Origin of the sequence: Sorangium sp. So ce131 (assembly GCF_051519095.1) — a bacterium.
Lineage (GTDB): Bacteria > Myxococcota_A > Polyangia > Polyangiales > Polyangiaceae > Sorangium.
Genome location: NZ_CP150455.1, coordinates 12,843,940 through 12,858,878 on the forward strand (window position 1 = coordinate 12,843,940; position 14,939 = coordinate 12,858,878).

Annotated in this window: 10 protein-coding genes; 3 read left to right on the plus strand and 7 right to left on the minus strand. The window is 69.9% G+C overall.

The window, feature by feature from the left end:
• Positions 1-919: 919 nt before the first annotated feature.
• From WMF43_RS46670 to WMF43_RS46690, 5 genes are all read right to left on the minus strand, one after another.
• Positions 920-2,974, minus strand: a complete 2,055-nt coding sequence (locus WMF43_RS46670; RefSeq protein WP_437675229.1) for a dipeptidyl-peptidase 3 family protein — start codon at positions 2,972-2,974, stop codon at positions 920-922.
• Between the two features lie 658 nt (positions 2,975-3,632).
• Positions 3,633-4,421, minus strand: coding sequence for an IS21-like element helper ATPase IstB (istB, locus tag WMF43_RS46675; RefSeq protein ID WP_437671251.1), 789 nt, complete (start codon positions 4,419-4,421; stop codon positions 3,633-3,635).
• On the minus strand, positions 4,418-5,905 hold the full coding sequence (gene istA / locus WMF43_RS46680) for an IS21 family transposase (RefSeq protein ID WP_437668776.1): 1,488 nt from the start codon (positions 5,903-5,905) through the stop codon (positions 4,418-4,420). The genes istB and istA overlap by 4 nt, the downstream gene beginning before the upstream one ends.
• A gap of 159 nt (positions 5,906-6,064) precedes the next feature.
• Positions 6,065-7,537: a carotenoid oxygenase family protein gene (locus tag WMF43_RS46685; RefSeq protein ID WP_437675231.1), complete on the minus strand. Its 1,473-nt coding sequence runs from the start codon at positions 7,535-7,537 to the stop codon at positions 6,065-6,067.
• A gap of 219 nt (positions 7,538-7,756) precedes the next feature.
• Positions 7,757-8,437, minus strand: coding sequence for a hypothetical protein (locus WMF43_RS46690; protein ID WP_437675233.1), 681 nt, complete (start codon positions 8,435-8,437; stop codon positions 7,757-7,759).
• 731 nt (positions 8,438-9,168) lie between these two features.
• On the opposite strand from WMF43_RS46690, the gene WMF43_RS46695 reads away from it, so the two are divergent.
• Positions 9,169-11,679, plus strand: a complete 2,511-nt coding sequence (locus WMF43_RS46695) for an ATP-binding protein (RefSeq protein ID WP_437675235.1) — start codon at positions 9,169-9,171, stop codon at positions 11,677-11,679.
• A 140-nt stretch (positions 11,680-11,819) separates the two neighbouring features.
• Here WMF43_RS46695 and WMF43_RS46700 read toward each other — a convergent pair whose 3' ends face one another.
• On the minus strand, positions 11,820-12,053 hold the full coding sequence (locus tag WMF43_RS46700) for a hypothetical protein (protein ID WP_437675237.1): 234 nt from the start codon (positions 12,051-12,053) through the stop codon (positions 11,820-11,822).
• A complete protein-coding gene (locus tag WMF43_RS46705; RefSeq protein ID WP_437675239.1) occupies positions 12,050-12,691 on the minus strand; it encodes a sigma-70 family RNA polymerase sigma factor in 642 nt (213 codons plus the stop codon). The genes WMF43_RS46700 and WMF43_RS46705 overlap by 4 nt, the downstream gene beginning before the upstream one ends.
• Positions 12,692-12,817: 126 nt before the next feature.
• Here WMF43_RS46705 and WMF43_RS46710 point away from each other — a divergent pair, with 126 nt between their 5' ends.
• Both WMF43_RS46710 and WMF43_RS46715 read left to right on the plus strand, forming a co-directional pair.
• Positions 12,818-13,372, plus strand: a complete 555-nt coding sequence (locus WMF43_RS46710) for a YkgB family protein (protein WP_437675241.1) — start codon at positions 12,818-12,820, stop codon at positions 13,370-13,372.
• Between the two features lie 255 nt (positions 13,373-13,627).
• Positions 13,628-14,824, plus strand: coding sequence for a hypothetical protein (locus tag WMF43_RS46715; protein ID WP_437675243.1), 1,197 nt, complete (start codon positions 13,628-13,630; stop codon positions 14,822-14,824).
• Positions 14,825-14,939 lie beyond the last annotated feature (115 nt).

The window sequence follows — 14,939 nt, forward strand, 5'->3', positions numbered from 1 at the left end:
CCTTTCCCTTTACGTTTGGCTACGCTCCGGCGCTCGTTTTGAGATACCGGTCTACGAGCCACCTGGTGCGGCGTTTGATTTTTACCGTTTTCTTCTTAGCGTCGTCGGAGAGCAGCAATCGCCGCAATCTCCATAAGCGGCGTTTAAGACACGCGTACGAGTCGACCGGCGCGTACGCGTGCGACGGCCGAGGTATGCTACGGGAGCAACGCGTTCGCGCCGGGCGCGTCGTTCCGCGAGGCGAGTGGCGTGGTACTGCCAGCGGCGGAGGAGGATCCTCGACTTACATAGGATGAGGAGCTCGCCGGGGCGGGTGAGCCGACGGTCAGGTTCGCGCATGCGCTGCGGGCCGACGAGACGGCGGCCGCGCCGGCGTGGGTGAAGACGAGCCACAAGGACGAGGAGCACGCGTTCCAGCAGAGGGTGACCGACGCGAACAACAAGGTACGGAGCACGTACCGGGACGTGGGGGGTCGGATCGCGGTGGTGGAGGAGTTCAACCGGATCGAGGGGGTGGAGCGGCAGCTGGTGACGCGGTACGCGCACAACCCGGTGGGCGAGCTGGTGGGGGGGACCGACGCTCGGGGAACATCACGCAGGCGGCGTACGACACCGCCGGGCGGACACCGCCGGGCGCATGGTGGAGCTCGTGAGTCCGGACGCGGGGCGGACGGAGTGGCAGTATGACCTGGCCGAGAACGTCCGGGCGAAGCAGATGGCGGAGCTGGCGGCGCGGGGGCAGCTCATCCGGTACGAGTACGACTTCAATCCGCTGAAGAGGATCGACTATCCGGCGACGCAGAACGTGGTGTACACGTACGGCGAGGCCGTTCCAGCGGCTGCGGTACCGGTACGACCTCGTCGGGAACGTGCTGGAGCTGAGCAACGAGGTGCCGCTGGACGAGAGCGTCGGCGGAGCTCAGCCCGCCCAGGCTTGCTCCATCGCCGCGATGTAGGCGTCGAGCGAGGGGGTCTGCTCGGCCCTGGCGTCCACGATCTTCCCGCCCGCGTCGCGGACCGGCGCGATCGTCGGCGGAATGGGGACGATGCTCTGCGGCAGGTTCAGCGCCTTCAGCCGGGCCAGCACCTCGTCGCGCCACGCCGGGTTGATCCGGGTCGCGTACCGCTCGACGAGCGCCTTCAGCGCCTCCCGATCGGCCGTCGCCTTGATCCGGTGGAGCTCGGCGAGCAGCTCGCCCGAGGCTTTGCGCCAGGCGTCAGGGTCCTTCACCACGAAGAACGTCTTGCCGCCCCGCACCTCGACGGCGACGGCGCCCTTGTCCTTGACCCAGCCGAAGGCGATCAGCTCCGCGCGGAGGTGATCGTCCTCGGCCACGTCTCCCTGCGGCACCGACTTCAGCATCGTGAGCTGGCTATACGCCGCGAACGCGGGGAAGACCCGCGCGCAGCCGGCGTCCGGCAGCAGGCCTATCTCCACCGTCCTGGGATCGCCGGCCAGCCAGTCGGCCACGCGCTCGGCGCGGCTCTCCTCAAGGGCCGAGTAGTAGGGGGCGAGCAGCGCCTCCGGATCCGCCTTGAGGTCCGGGTTCACCTTGCCCGCGCCGTGGCCGGTGACCTCGTGGAAGGAGGTCGCCGCGAAGCTCAGGTGACGCCCGCAGCGGAGCATCTCGGCGCGCACCTCCTCCGGCGCGAACTCCTCGATGGTCCGGTCGGACGTGAGCGCCTGGCGGATATCCATCGTGGAGGTCACGACGAAGTTCTTCGAGCCGTACTTCTCGCGGAGCTCCTGCGCGTTCGGCAGGTTCACGCCCGAGAACGTGAACGGCCCGCCGTCGCCCGTGGCCGCGACGGCGGTCACGGCCGCGGCCGCGGGCACCGCGAAGGAGTCGCGCTTCCACCGCGCCTCCCAGGGCATCTTCTGCTCGAAGTACTGCGCGCTCCTCGCCACCGCCTGGAGCGGCGGATCGCGCTCCGGATCGGCGATGAAGACGAGGCCCTCGAAGCCGCCCTTGCGCGCGCGGACGTCGCCGTACGTCTCGATGAAGCCGAGGATGTAATCGACCGGGAAGGCCTGCTTGAGCCAGGCGATGTCGTGCTTCGTGAACTCGCCCGGCTCGCCGGTCTTCAGGTAGGTGATGAGGTGCCTGAGCGGCTCCTGCTGCGCGGGCGGCGCGAGCGCGACGGCGGCCTCGAGGTGCCTCACCACCCGGCCGAGCTCCCTCGCGCCCACGCCGGGCAACGCGCCGTCGCCGCCGGCCCGGTAGACCTCCTCGATGAGCTTGCCGCCCTTCTTCACGATACGGCCGTTGAGCTCGTACTTCTCCTTGAAGTTCGCGAGGTCCTTGCTGTCGACCCCCTCGTAGTGCGTCGCCGCCGACTCGAGGATCGGGTCCTTGCCTTTCCCAGGCGTCTTGTTGGTGACGACGGGGGCGACCTTGGGGTCGAAGATCCCCGCGAGCAGATCCCTCGGGATCGTGACGCTGAGCGCCCTGGCCGCGCCCTCGAGCTCCTTCTGTGAGAAGGGCGGGACGAGCTTCTGCCCTGTGCGCGCGTCGTGGATCCCGTGATGCAAGAAGAGCATCTTGCGGTACGTCGTCAGCTTGTCGCGCAGCGCGGGCTCCAGCTTGTCCTTCTGCGCGAGGAGCTGGATCATGAGCTCCGTCGCCGGCCAGCCGTACCTGGAGGTCTGCATCGTGAAGAGCGGATCCCCCGCCAGGGCCGCCTGCACCAGGTGGTAGGCGAGCACGCGCTGCTGCGCCGTGAGCTTGTCGAAGCCGCGGGGCGTGTACGAGGCCGCGGCCACGCCGCCCACCTCCTCCAGCACCTTGACGGTGCTCTCGGGCGCAGGCGCCACGGGCGCGCTGGTGCCGCCCGGCGCCGCCGCGCTCGCGGCAGCGGTGGGCTGCGGCGCGGGCGCGGCCGCGGGCGGCTCGGCGGGCGGCGGGGGAGGCGAGCAGGCGGACTGCAGGGCGGCACACACGGCGAAGGCGGCGACCTGGTGGCGGGAGCGCATGGTGTGGGGCGCTCTATAGCCGCGGCGCTTGCCGGCGAGAAGGGCACGCCGGTGCGGGCGATCGAGGCGTGTGAGGCCTGGTGGACGGAGCGACGGAATCGGGCAGGCGTGGAGAGGCCCGGACGTGCCGTCCAGCCTCCGGGCCGAGGAACCAGGGCTGTCTGTTGTAGGCCAGCGCGATACCCCTTGATCGACGTCAACTACTCTTGCCGGTCAGCGACAACTATTTTTGCCGGCCGCAGCCAGGTCCTTCCTCTCGTCGCCGTCCCACTTCGCCCCCCTCGCTCTCGTTCGTGTAGTTGTCGTCACCTCCGCCGTAGTTGTCGTCGCGTTCCCCGCCCTGCTCCCGCCGCTTCCTCGCGCACTTCCTCCTCGTGTAGTTGTCGTTCCGTCGGCCTCACATTCCCTCGCGCCCACGCCATCGAGGCCTCGGCCGCGCGCCCGCAGTGGCGACGCGGTGCCCCGACGCGCCCCCGCGCCCCCACCGCCGTCCCAGCGCGCCACGGCCATTCCGTTCATCCGCCCTCCTTTGCCACTCGCATCGCTCGTCCTCCCGCGCCCACGCCATCGAAACCTCGGCCGTGCGCCCCCCGTGGCGGCACGGTGCCCGACGCGCCCCGCGCCCCCACCCCGTCGCAGCGCATCGCCGCGGTCTCTCTCATCCCTCGTCCTCGCTGTTCCTCTTGCCTGCGTTGCGCTTCTTCGCCTCCTCTGCCCGCACGCTCTTTCGCTCGATCTCGATGATCGTCGCGTGGTGCACGATCCTGTCGACCGCCGCCGCGGTCGCCATCGGCGTCTTGAAGATCCGGTCCCACTCGCTGAAGACCAGGTTGCTCGTGATGATCAAGCTTCGGCGCTCGTACCTCTCGGCCATCAGCGTGAAGAGCACCTCCGCCTCCTCCGCCGTCTGCTGCACGTACCCCAGGTCGTCGAGCAAGATCGCGTCGAAGACGTCCAGCGCCCGCAGCGCGCGCGGCAAGCTCAAGTCGCGCCGGGCTGCCAGAAGGTGCTGCACCAGCTGGTAGGTCGGCGTAAACAGCACGCTCCTGCCCGTATCGATGAGCGCGTGGCCGAGCGCGCAGGCCAGATGGCTCTTGCCCACGCCGGGCATCCCGAAGAGCAGCACGTTGCCGGCGTGGTCCACGAAGTCGCCTCGCGACAGCTCCTGCACCCGCAGCAGCGCCGACTGCGGCACGCGCGTCTTGTCGAGCGTGTCGAAGGTCTTGCCCGGCGGCAGCTTCGAGGCGCGTCGCAGCCTGTCGGTGCGCCGCTCCTTGCGCCCTGCGGCCTCGAGCTCCAGCACCTCGGCGACCACCCCGAGCGCCTCACCGTGGCCGCCGGCCACAAGCCGCCGCACCAGCTCGCCGGCCGCCGTCGGCAGCTTCCACTCCGACAGCAGCGCCGTGATCCGAGCCCCCATCTCGGGCGTGTACGTCAGGGCGCTCATGACGCGCCTCCGGCCGCGAGCAGCGCGTCGTACTGACCGAGGTCGGGCGCGCCGATGCGCAGCGCGGGCACCGCCGGTGTCTCCGGCTGCGCCAGCGCCTTGACCGCAGCGTAGTCAAACGCTTCGCCCCGCTCAAGCAGCGCCGAGAGCGCCTGTTCCACCGCCCGCTCCCCCGTGCTCGCAGCCAGGTGCAGCACGCGCACATACTCCACGTCGGCGCGGTCGCCACGCCGCTCGCGAAGCGCGTCGTAGGCCCGCCGGAACACGAGCGACGGGAACAGGTCCTCGCGGTAGCGATACGCCGCGAAGGCGCCGGGCTTGCGCACCAGCGACCAGATCACGTGCCGGTAGTCGATGCGATGGCCGTACTCGCCGCGCAGCCGCGGCATCGTCTCGACCAGCTTGCCGGCGTACCGGACCTCGACGACATCGGCGAACAGCCGCGCCTCGACCTCGTGCCCGATGAGCCGCGAGGGCACCGAGTAGATCCGACCCGCGACCGGGATGGTGCTCCACTTGCGCACTGCGACGACTACCCGCGTGTACTCGGGCACGCGGCTGGAGGGCAGTGGCCTGAGCGCCGCACGCTCCTCGGCCAGCCGCGCCTCACGGCCTCGGTGAAACTTCTCCTCGACGACGCGCCCGACAAATGCCATGTACGCCTCGACGGTCAGGAAGTCGCGGCTGCCACGTAACAAGAGCGCCTGCTCCAGCGCGCTCTTGAGCAGGTGGTGCGCCTTCTCCACGACTCCATTCTCATGCGACTCGCCGGGCTGGATGCGCGAGGCCTGAAGGCCGTAGTGCTCGACCACCTCGGCGAACCGCCGTGTCAACGTGCGACCACCCGTCTTCACCAGCTCGTGCGTCGCCGCCGAGAGGTTGTCCAGACGAACCCTCTCGGGCACTCCGCCGAGCGCCCACAGCCCGCCCTGCAGGCCCTTCACGAGCGCCTCGAACGTCTCGCCGAACGCGAGCTCGACGAAGCGCCAGCCGCTGTAGGCGAGCACGAGCTGGAAGAACAGGTGCACGAACAGCTCGCCGGCGATGGTGACGCCGAGCTCGGTGGCGTGGGTGAAGTCCATCGATGCCATGCGCCCCGGCGTGTGCTCCTGCGGGAAGTAGACTTCCTTCTCCGGCCCGTGCTGCGCACGCCACTCCCGTACGCGCCGCTGGAGCGTGCGTAGCTGCCCTGGCTCGAACACGCCCGGCTTTCTGCGCGCAAGCTCCTCGAAAATCGTCTTCGCCTCCAGCTCCCCCTCCTTGTCCGCGACCAACAGCGGCTCGATCTCCGTCGCCCACACCTCGACGAACGGGTCCGGTCGCGTGCGCCATGTCCGCGGTTGCTTCGTCTCCGAGGGCAGCGGCCCGCGCTGCCACGTCCGCGCCGTCCTCTCGCTCATCCCGGCCGCCGCAGCGGCCGCCTCCAACGTCTTGCCTTCCATCCGCTTCTTTCTCAGCACGCGGACCTGCCTGTCGCTGACCATCCGGGCTCCTCGAGCCCCGGCACCCGGCCGGAGCCCTCAGCTCCGCACCGTCGCACAGGCCGTCCGCACGGCCGCCACACCGGCAAATCTAGTTGTCGCCAGGCGGCAGAAGTAATTGTCGCTGATCACCCCTGCTCGCGGAGGCGGGCGCCCTGCGCGCTACGCGCCGTCCGGCAGGAAGTCGCCGTGGAACCCGTGCGGCACGCGGCTCGGGAGCTCGACCTTCGCGACCGGCTCGCCCGCCACGTCGGTGGCGTCGAGCACGAGCAGATGGCTCCGGTTCGTCGCGTGGCTGAACACATAGGCGAGGAGCCAGCCGTCGTCCTCGGCCGTCCCCTCGGCGTCCTGCACGAACGTCGCCTCGCCCACCTCCTGGCCCGCAGGGAGCGCGTGCACGACGGCCTTGCCAGCGTCCCAGTCGTATTTGACGATCTGGTTGAGCGCCGGGGTCGCCCCGGGCTCGGACGGATCAAGCGTCGTCGTCACGCCGTATCCATAGCGGTATTTCATGCCCTGCCGCGCCGGGTTGATGCGCGGGAACTCCACGAAGCGATCGTCGAGCTTCGTGAGCGAGACCTTCGCGTTCGCCAGATCGATCGAGAAGCGGTGAGGGCTCCCGCTCATGTTGAAGTCGCTCGACCCCTTCTCCCATAACGACGGGTACCGCACCCCCTCCAGGTGAACCACGTCCGGATCGGCCGGATCATCCCACGCGTTCCACGTGTGGAACATGAAGCAAGGATCCACCTCGATCCATTTCACGTCCGCCGCCGTACCCGCGCGCGGCATCACCCCGATGCGCGCGCCGCCCTCGGGCCTCCACAGGTACGGGAGCGCGTCGCCCGCGATCGCCCGCTCGAGATCAAACAGCATCGGCAGATCCAAGAAGATCACGCGCGTCGCCGTCACCTGGAAGTCGTGCATCAGCACGGGGCTCCGCACGGAGATCGTCTCGGTCTGCACGAGCGCGCCCTTCGCGTCGCAGCGGTGGTACGTGATGATGGGGTCGGACAGCCCGTAGGCGAAGAACATCAGCTCGCCGGTCACCGGATCGAGCTTCGGGTGCGCCGTCATCGCCGTCTTCAGCTTGGCGGAGAAATCGTACGGACCGAGGGTCGACAGATCGTCCTTCTTGATCTCGTAGGGCAGGCCCACCTCCTCGAGGCAGAAGACGCGCCCCTGGTAGCCGAGTATGCCCGTGCTCGCCCGGTGCTCCGTCAGCCCCGGGGGCCCTTCCCCCCTCCTCGCGCCCCCGAGGACCGGCGTCTGCACGAACCGCGCGCGATACCAGGGGGCCTTGCCTCGATCGAGCAGGATCCCGTGCACCATCCCGTCGCCGAGGAACCAGCGGCCCGAGTCGACCGCCTTGGGGTTCGGTCCGTTCCGCAGGTAGAGCCCGGAGAGCGTGGGCGGGAGCGCGCCGACGATCGCGAGGTCCTTCGCCTCGGTCTCGCCGACCGGCGCGAAGTTCTTGCGGAGCCACCACGGTTTGCGCGGATCGTCCGGGAGCGGATCGGGCCTGGGCGCGGAGGGCGCAAGAGCGGCGGTCGAGCAGCCGGACAAGAGCGGGAGCCCGGCGAGCGCGAGCCCGCCAAGGCCAGTGAAGCCTAGGAAATGACGACGCGATAGCATTGGACCTGCATCTGCGTTCAACCGTCGCTTGATGGATGCCGGCAGCCTCGGCCGTCCTTCGCGAACATGCGCGAGGTTGTGTCGGGTTCCTGCTGTGCGCGCGCACGCGTCCCGGAGATCGACCGCGACGCGGCGAACCCCGGGGCGACGATGCTGGGGGCGGGGCCAAGGCTCGAAGGCGGCACATGACCGAGCTGCCCGCGACGCCGCACCGCGAGGCTACAGGCCCGTGTGAGTCCCCGTGATCCAGACGGTCGCGTGGGAGTCGTCGGGCTGCGTGGCCCAGGTGCGGACGCGGTATTTGTTCGTGGCGACCTGGTGCGCGGTCCCGTAGTTCTCGTGGTAGTAGACGAACGCCGGCGTCGAGCAGTGCCCGCGGCCGGTTGTCGTGTTGTCCCAGACCCACGCGCCGGTCTGCTCCTTGTATGTGAGCTGCACGAACTGGCCCGTGGCCCAGTCCCAGCGCTGCACGCGCGTCGCCATCTTGGTGTTCGCGCAGTCGATCATCGCCTGCGGCGCGTCGCTCCACGAGGTGGACGAGGAGCCCCAGAAGGACGGCTGCACGACGAAGCTGTACGTCTCCGGGGTCTGGTGCTGGTAATAGCCCGGCACGGGGAAATCCACGATCGTCGTCGCGCGATTCTGCCCGCTGGCCGGACAGATGCTGTCGATCCACTGGTAGGCGCGAACGTAAGTCTCGCTTGCTCCGACCGCGGTGAGCTGCGCGCTGGTAAAGTTCGGGTCGGCCCCCATCGCGCAGGGGTCAGGGTTTCCCCCGAGCGCCTCGGCGCTCTCCGCCGTGTCTTCCTCGTCGAAGCTGCCTTCGTCCGCCGCCACGCAGCCCGTGACCATCGAGAAGGCGATGAGACCGAGACCGACATGATACGCAGCAATCTTCATGGTGCGACTCCCTTGGGTTGCCGGCCTCTCCGGCCGCGCCCGACCAAGGAGCAGGGAGCATGCCTGAGGCGTTCCCCGGAGCGCTCCTGAGCGTTTATCGCTCTCGCAGCGCAAGATCGCGACGCGGGCCGTGGGGCTGACCGCCGCTCGCCCTGTCGAGGTGGAGGCGGCAGCCTCCTCCATCGGCAGAGGGATGGAGGCTCGCGCCTCCACCTCGGCGAGGTCCCTGATCCCGTGGACATGGACGAGCGCGGGCGCAGCCCGTTCCCGTGCTCTCGCGTAAGCCGCATGGCGCGTCGACCGCTCCAGAGGTCGACCCGCCCCTCCTCCCGCCTGTACTTTGATTGCATTGCGCGATTCCTGGCGCGCGACGATGGCCCCACGAATCGCGCACCTTATGGCGACGGACGGATCCATCGAGGGCACATCTGGATGGGTGAAGCAAGAGCGCCGCAGCGCTCGCTCGGCGGATCTTCCGCCCCGGCCGCCCGTGCTCAACGGGTGGGTTCCTGTGCGGTGATGCTTTGTGGTCGCTCGCGCTCGCTCTATGCTCGCGCGACGAGACAACGATGCCACGTCTCTACCGACTTTCTGCCAAGCTCAGCAAGCTCGTCCAGGCCCGTCGAGCGCGCGCAGGACGGGCACGGACGTCCGGGGCGGCTGCTCTGGTTGAGGCACAGAGCGGCGCCGCGGAGCATCGGGCGCGGAGGGACCTCGAGCAGCAACAGGCGGTGCTCAAGTACGTTATCGCCAACGTGCCCCACGCCATCTTCTGGAAAGATCGCCAGGGCCGGTTTCTCGGCGGAAACCAGAACTTCCTCAACGACACGAACACGAAGGTCCTGGAGAACCTCGTCGGCAAGACCGACTTCGATGTCTGGGGACGGCGCGACGACGCGGAGGCCTTCGTGCGCATCGACCGGGAGGTCATGGAGCGCGGCACGTCGATCCTCGACATCGAGGAGCCGCTGCTGCGCCCGGACGGCGAGCAGCGGGTCCTGCTCACCAGCAAGGTGCCCATCCGCGACGAGCGCGGCGAGGTGGCCGGGCTGCTCGGGATCTATGTCGACATCACCGAGCGCAAGCGGATGGAGGTCGAGCTCAAGGAGGCCAAGGAGGCCGCCGACGCCGCCGCCCGCGCCAAGGGGGAGTTCCTCACGGTGATGAGCCACGAGCTCCGGACGCCGCTCTCGCTCATCCTCGGGCCGCTCGACTCGCTCCTGTCGAGCAAGGACGAGCCCCTCTCGCCGCGGGCGCGGGCGGATCTCGAGCGCATCCAGCGCAGCGGGCGGCGGCTCCGCCGGCTCGTCGACGACGTCCTCGATTACCAGAAGATCGAGGCCGGCAAGATGCAGGTCGACTGGGAGGCGGTCGACGTGAAAGAGCTCGTCGAGGACATGGTCGAGGAGGCGCGCCCCGCGGCGGAGCACGGAGGAGTGCAGCTGTCGCTCCGGGCGGATCCAGCGCTGCGGACGATCCCCGTCGATCGGCGCAAGCTCGAGAAGATCGCGCTGAACCTGCTGGGCAATGCGCTGAAGTTCACCCCGCCGGGCGGCCGGGTCGAGGTCGGCCTGCGGGCGACGAACAGCCATGTCGAGCTCTCGGTCGAGGACACCGGTCCTGGCATCCCGCCGGACCAGAGACACCTGCTCTTCCAGCGGTTCCAGCAGATCGACGCGTCCGCGACGCGCAAGCACGAGGGGACCGGGATCGGGCTGTCGCTGGCCAAGGAGCTCGCGGAGCTCATGGGAGGCACGGTCGGCGTGGAGAGCGAGCCCGGGGTCGGCTCCCGCTTCTTCGTGCGGCTCCCGCGCGCGGCGGACGGCGCGATGGCGTCGCTCTCGCCGCGCGCGCCGGCGCCGCCGAGCCCGTCCGGCGGCGCCGGCGCCGGCGTCGCGACGCCGCCGGCGCCGCGCGCCGCGGACGCTCTCGCCGCGCCTGCGCCCGCGCCGCGCGCCGCGGACGCTCTCGCCGCGTCTGCGCCCGCGCCCCCGCCGCGGGCCGCGGGCGATCTCGCCGCGCCCGCGCCGCGCGCTGCGGCAGGGGTCCGCGAGGGCGGCCGCGTCGAGGCGCGGACGTCGCGTGTGCTCGTCGTGGAAGACAACCTGGACATGGCCTCTTACCTGGAAGGCATCCTGTCCGCCGAGCACGAGGTCCTGCTGGCGACGAACGGTTGGGAAGCGCTCGAGTCGGTCAGGGCGACGAGGCCCGATGTCATCGTCTCCGACGTCATGATGCCCGGGATGGACGGCTTCGAGCTGGTCCGGCGGCTCAAGGGGGATCCCGAGCTCCGGGACATCCCGATCCTCCTGCTCACGGCGAGGGCGGGCCGCGCCGAGGCCGTGGGCGGGCTCGAGGTCGGCGCCGACGACTACGTGAGCAAGCCGTTCGATCCGCTGGTGCTCAAGGCGCGGATCCGCGCGGCCGAGCGGCTGCACCGCGCCTACGTGGAGCTCGCCGCGAGGAACCGCGAGCTCGCGGCCGCGCTCGAGCGGCTCTCGGAGACGCAGGGGGAGCTCCTCCAGGCGGGCAAGATGGCGGCGATAGGCACGCTGGTCGCCGGGCTGTCGCACGAGATGAACAACCCGGTCTCGGTCATCCTGATGAACGCGCAGCTCCTGCTCCGGCGGCACCGAAAGGGGGATGGCCTGCCCGACGAGGCCGCGCTCGTGAAGGCGCTGGGGGCCATCGAGCGGCAGGCGAAACGCTGCTCGGACCTCGTGACGGCGCTGCTGGAGTACGCGCGCGGCAAGCCGGTCGGCCGGCAGCCGTGCGACGTGCGCGAGGCGCTCCGCCGCGCGGTCGACCTCTCCGCGCCGCGGGCGCGCGAGCGCAGGGTCCACCTCGAGGCGAACAGCTCGGCGTCGGTGCTGCCCGCCGTGCTCGTCAACACATCGCAGCTCGAGTCGGCCCTGCTCAACGTGATCGGCAACGCCCTCGACGCGAGCCCCCGGGGCGGCGCCGTCGTCATCGGGGCTCGACCGCGCCCGCACGGGGACGTCCATGGCGTGGAGATCGACGTGCGCGACGCCGGCTGCGGCATCCGCGCCGAGGACCTGAGCCGCATCTTCGAGCCGTTCTTCACGACGAAGCCGCCTGGGCAAGGAACCGGGCTCGGGCTGTCGCTGACGCACCGGTTCATCCAGGAGCACCAGGGCAGCATCCGTGTCGAGAGCGCGCTCGGCGAAGGCACGACGGTGCGCATGTGGCTGCCTGCCATGCAGGCCGAGCGAGCGCAGTGAGGGAGCGCTCGCCCGGAGGCGCCGGGGGCCTGCTCGTTCTCGGCCACCAGGGTGTTGTCTCCCCGGTACAGCCGGAGGTAGGTGTTGCCGCTGGCGATCGACGTGCCGCGTGACGGTAGAGGGCGCGAGACGCTCGACGGTCAGTGCGCGGCCAGCGCGAGGAGACAGGCGCGCAGCTCCTCGGCGCACTCGGGGCACAGGTCGAGGTGCTTCGCGGCCTCGACCAGCACCTCCGGCACCGGGGCGCCCTCCACCACGAGCTCGGCGTACTGCGGCGCGTGCTCCAGCCATTCGTCGCAGGTCAGCTCGTCGGGCGTCGTCGCGAGGACGACCTTGGCCAGATCGCGGATCTCTTCCTGGGATAGGCGCTTCATGGCGCTCCTCTCGGGGGCGTCCCTTCCTGTGAGGGGATATCGAACGCTTCTCTTACGTCGTCCTCGCTGAAGCCGGCCGCGGCGAGGCCTTGTTGCAGCTTGCGGCGAGCGTCGTGGGTCAATTTGTACAGGGCATTCCGGGTCGTCTCGAGCTGCTCGGCGATCTCGGCCTGGGGCATGCCCTTGAGCTCGGCGATCAACGCCCGGCGCTGCCGGTCGGTCAGCTCGGTATCGAGCGCGTGGTACAAGGCGGCGATCACTCGTTCCCTGGCGGCGTGGGTGTTCGCGTCGGGGGCCGCGATCGGGATCGGCCCGCCCGTGCTCTCGGTGAGCTGATCCAGCGACACGTCCTTCCAGCGGGCCCTCCGCAGGTCGGTGAGCGCCACGCGGATGGAGATGGTGACCGCCCAGGTGGTGAAGCGGCTTCTGCCCCGGAACGAATCGAGCGCGCCGAGCACCTTCAGCGTGGCGTCCTGGGCCAGGTCGTCGAGCACGGCGTCCCCCACGCCGCTGCGTCCGGCGAGCGCCCGCTGCAGGCCTCCCCGCACGACGCGTCGCAGCTCGGCGACCGCGGCGTTCGCCTGCGCCCCGGGTTCGCGGAGGAGCCGCAGCCACTCCTCGTTCGTCCGCTCGCTCATCAGGCGGCCTCGAGAAGAGGCTCCCTGCGGAAGTAAGAACCAGCGCCCCCATGGCGTCCCATGGACATCGAGGGGGCCGCCGGCGAGGCAGCCCCGAGAGGCTGAATCCACGAGGGAGAGACCACCATGTTGACCACCGACCGTGCCGCCCAGCTCGCCGACATCCAGGTTACGAAGCGAACGGAGCCCAGCCTAGCAGCGTGGGGCGTCCGGATCGAGGCCCTCGGCGGCCGACTGCTCCGCGCCGGTCTGGCGCTCACGCTGCTGTGGATCGGGGGCATGAAGTTCACGGAGATGGAGGCGCAGGCGATCCGCCCGTTCATCGAAAACAGCCCGCTGTTCTCGTGGACGTATCCAGTGATGGGTGTCCAGGGGACGTCCAACCTGCTCGGCGTCACCGAGATCGCGATCGGGCTCGCGATCCTGTCCCGGCCGTGGTTCGCTCGGATCGCGGCCGTCGGCAGCCTGCTCGGGGCGCTGACGTTCCTGGGCACGCTGAGCTTCCTGATCACGACGCCTGGGGTATGGGCGGATGACATCGGCGGGTTCCCCGCGATCGGCGCGCTCGGTCAGTTCCTGATCAAGGACGTGGCCCTGCTGGCGATCTCGGTCTGGTCCCTCGGGGAGGCGCTCCGCGCTGCAGGTCGTGGCGATGCGGACTCAACAGCGGAACGCATGTGATAATTTCTTCGCGACAGTAAATTTTGCACATTGGTGCATTGAAATAAGCTGCGCGGCACGCTTTTCAGGCGGCCAGGCGAGCGTGTCGTCGATGCCGCAACAAATACTCTGAAGGGGCGCGCCCCTTCGCGGCATCAAGCCTCATGTGCTGTCCGGATCCGGGCGGCGAGCGGTCCTCTGCGTGCTCCGGGGCGCGGTGCGCGACCCGGGAGCTGCTGAGCGACCATCTATCCCATTCTGACGAAGGGTCTGCATATGCACATGAAGCATGGCATCAGGAAGTATCGACATCGCAGCGCGGCGACGGCAACGCTCGTGAGCGCGGCCGCGTTGACGCTCGTTGCTTGCTCGGATCTCCCGATCCCGCTGGGCTCCGACGGTTCGGATTCGACGCCCTCGACGGCGGTGGATGAGGCCCTGACCGGGGACGAATCGCCCCTCACGGCGGGCGAGCCGACCGACGAGCCGGCTTCCGGCGGCGATGTCACGATGGAGCAGGCGTTCGAGATCACGAGCCGGGCGGTGGAGGCCTATCAAGACCACGCGAGGGCTCACGGGGCTCGCTTCACGGTGGACGCCGGGGTCGTCCCCGAGACCAGGCTGGAGATCGCGGCCGATCGCACCTGGGCCATCCATCTGGGCCCGGACCTCCTCAGGCCGGGCTTGACGCCCGACCTCGTCGCGTTCGTCGCGTGCCACGAGATAGGCCATGCGCTCGGGGGTTTCCCCTTCAAGCGTACACCTGCGCAGCAGGAGCAGGTCGAAGGCCTGGCGACGGGGCAGTTCGGAACGGTGAGCAGCGCGGAGAGCCAGGCGGATTACTTCGCGACGAAGGAGTGTCTCCCGCGCCTCTGGTCCGCCGAGCGCGAGGCGAACGCCGGGTTCCGCGAGACGGTGACGGAGTACGCGAAGACGCGCTGCGACGCCGCGTGGGACGACGTCGCGGAGCAGGACCTGTGTTATCGCCTCGCCGCGGTCGCCGAGGACTTCGGTCGGTGGGGGCGAGCGGGCGGCGATACCCGTCCTGTCCCCGATCTGAGTACGCCCGACGCCACCGAGGTGACGGTGACCAAGGACGAGTACCCGTCCTTGCAGTGCCGGGTAGACACCGCGTTCCAGGGGGCGCTCTGCGGGACCAAGTTCCGCGGCACCACCATCCCCGGCCTGATCCCGCCGTACGAGCAGGTGCTGACGTTCAGCCCTGAAGTGGAGGCGGCCGCGGCGCCCGACGCGTGCACCGAGGGGCCGGGGTCGCGCCCCCGCTGCTGGTTCGCGCCGAACGCGACGGCGCCGGACTGCTCGGGCATCCCCGAGCTGGGGATGTGCGACGTGGTCGACGGGCGATCCGTGGTGGTGACCTGCTCCCAGGACAACGGCGTTCAGACGTTCGTTTGCCCGCCGCAGGCCCCCTGCGGGGTGGACGCAGACGGCTGGGCCGACTGCGGCCTTTGAGCGGCGGTCGCCCGCTGCGGATACGGGCCCATCTCGACGTTTTCGGTGCTCAGCGCACAGGAGTGCGCCTCCGCGCCGAAAACGCCGATATGGGCCCGTCTCCTGTGCGGGCGAC